Origin of the sequence: 'Chrysanthemum coronarium' phytoplasma (assembly GCF_000744065.1) — a bacterium.
In the GTDB taxonomy this organism is placed as follows: domain Bacteria; phylum Bacillota_I; class Bacilli_A; order Acholeplasmatales; family Acholeplasmataceae; genus Phytoplasma; species Phytoplasma asteris.
Genome location: NZ_BBIY01000076.1, coordinates 1 through 2181 on the forward strand (window position 1 = coordinate 1; position 2181 = coordinate 2181).

Sequence of the window (2181 nt, forward strand, 5' to 3'; positions counted from 1 at the left end):
TATTCTAGGTCGGAAGGCAACATTACTTCATGAATTTTATTTTGTGATTTATATTTATTAGTTTTGTTGTATGCTTCGTTGATGATAGTTGTTAAATCACGATTTGAATAGTTTTTACCCTTACATTTGTTGGCGATATCATTTAAATGTATATATGTGTGATAACTAATTTGATAAGGTGTAATTAGGAATTTTAAGAAGTCTTCAATTTCGTGGTCTTTGATTAAGTCGATTTTGATTTCTTTGCTAAATCTACTTCTTAGGGCTTTGTCGATTTGATTAAGGTAGTTAGTTGCCCCCATTAAGACAATTTTTTTGTTATTACTGTTAAATCCATCTAGTTTAGTTAATATATTATTAATTATATTTTGACTTGTTTTGTTAGTGTTTTTGTCTTCTCTATTAGCAAGTCCACTGATTTCATCGATAAAGATAATTGCTTTACCATGTGATTCTGCTTCTTTCCAAATTTTTTCCCATTCTTCAGTTCCTTCGCCGATGTAAGTTTTATCTAGTTTAGAAGGTTCAAATTCAATAAAATGTGCTTCGGTTTCATTACATAAAGCTTTCATTAAAAAACTTTTACCTGTTCCAGGAGGGCCGTACAGTAGGTACCCTTTGGGCTTGATTTTGTCATAGTTAACTAAATCGTTGTTATCATCTTTGAAATAATAAATTAAATCTTCTAATTCTTCTTTTTCCCTTTCCATTCCGTATACATCTTTGAATGTGACTTTCTTTTTTTCAAGTTTTGGGGTGTTTGGGTTTTGGATAATTTCAATTTCGTTTTTTAGTTGTTTAATTTGTTTTTCGAATTGGATTAATTGTCCGTCTAAGAATAAATCATAACTTTTTAGGTTTTGGATTTCTTGGGGGTCATCTTGGTGTTGGGTGATTAGTTCTTTTATTCGTTCTTTGTTTGCGTTATTGTAATTAATTGATTGTTGCAAGGTGTTTATTTTTTGATAAATATCTTTGAAGTTGGTGGTTTTATCTATTTCTAATTTAGTTGTTTGGATTTTGTTTTGATTAGTTAATTGTGATTGTGTGTTTTCTACTCGTTTTTTAGTTTGGGTTTTGGTTTCGTCATTGATTTTATCTCGTTTTTGGGTTGTTTTGGTTATTTCTTTATTTATTGCGTTTATCTCATTTTCTAATTTTGTTTTTTCATCATCAGTTAAGTTTGTTTGTTTGTTATTTAATTGGTTGGTTTTTTCTTCTAATTGGTTTTTCAGGGTATTTATTTCTTGATTTAAAGTGTTGATTTTTGCTAAATTAGAATTAATTTGTTGAGATAAAATGTTGTCTTCTTCTTTTATTTTTTTTGATTTTTCTATATTTTTTTGGTTGAATAATTCTAATTCTTTTAAACGAGTTTGGATTTCACTAAGTGCTTCTTTTTCTTTGGGGTTTAGTTCTTTGTTATTTTGTTTTGCCTCTTCGTGGTGGTGTGTGTGAGTGTTTGGTGGTGTATTTTGGTTGGTGTTGGGGGTTGTTTGTGGTTTGGTTAATCCAACAATTAACAAAACAAATAGAATTAAACCAAAAATTGATAAAAAACTAAGATATATTTTTGTTAATGTTTTCATGTTTTCGCCTTTCGTGTGAATTGGTACAAAAAAAGACTCTCGTGGTGAGAGTCTTCGGTTGTTATTTATTTTCCAGGGGTTGGATGGTTGTTTTTTGGATGATTTGGGTTGTTTGTTTGTGAGTGGGGTTTTTGTTGGTTTTGAGTTGATTGTGGGGTTTGGGGTTTTGGTTGGCTATTGTTTGTATTGTTTGGTTTTGGGGTTGTTAATTCTTGTATTCTTCTTTTGAACGGATGAGTGTCGTTAGGGTTGAATAGTTGAAGAAAACTAAAAAATAGATGTTTAAATATAAAACATAAAACGGTAACAAAAACTGCGCCCGTCATGAAGCCAATAGTAAAATTTGAATCAATCATTTTCATTGTCCTTTCCGATTGAGGTTTTGTTGTGTTTTTGGGATTTTAACAATCTTTTTCTTTATTTTTTGTCTCTCCAAATAGCGACTTTTAAATTTTGGGTTGAGATTTGGGATTGTAGTTTGTTTTGAGAATCCCTTATTTCATCTAGTTTTTTTATTAATTGTTGTTCTCGGTATTCCTGTTTTGCGTTTTTTATTTCTAAGTTTTGTAGTTTTTTGTTGGGGAAAAAGAGG

Annotated in this window: 2 protein-coding genes; both read right to left on the reverse strand. The window is 29.9% G+C overall.

Going from position 1 to position 2181, the window contains the following annotated elements:
- Positions 1-1589: AAA family ATPase (locus tag OYV_RS03490; RefSeq protein WP_042068311.1), on the reverse strand; the 1589-nt coding region annotated here is incomplete at its 3' end.
- Positions 1590-1654: 65 nt separating this feature from the next.
- Positions 1655-1945, reverse strand: a complete 291-nt coding sequence (locus OYV_RS04880; RefSeq protein ID WP_042068312.1) for a hypothetical protein — start codon at positions 1943-1945, stop codon at positions 1655-1657.
- Between the last annotated feature and the right edge of the window lie 236 nt (positions 1946-2181).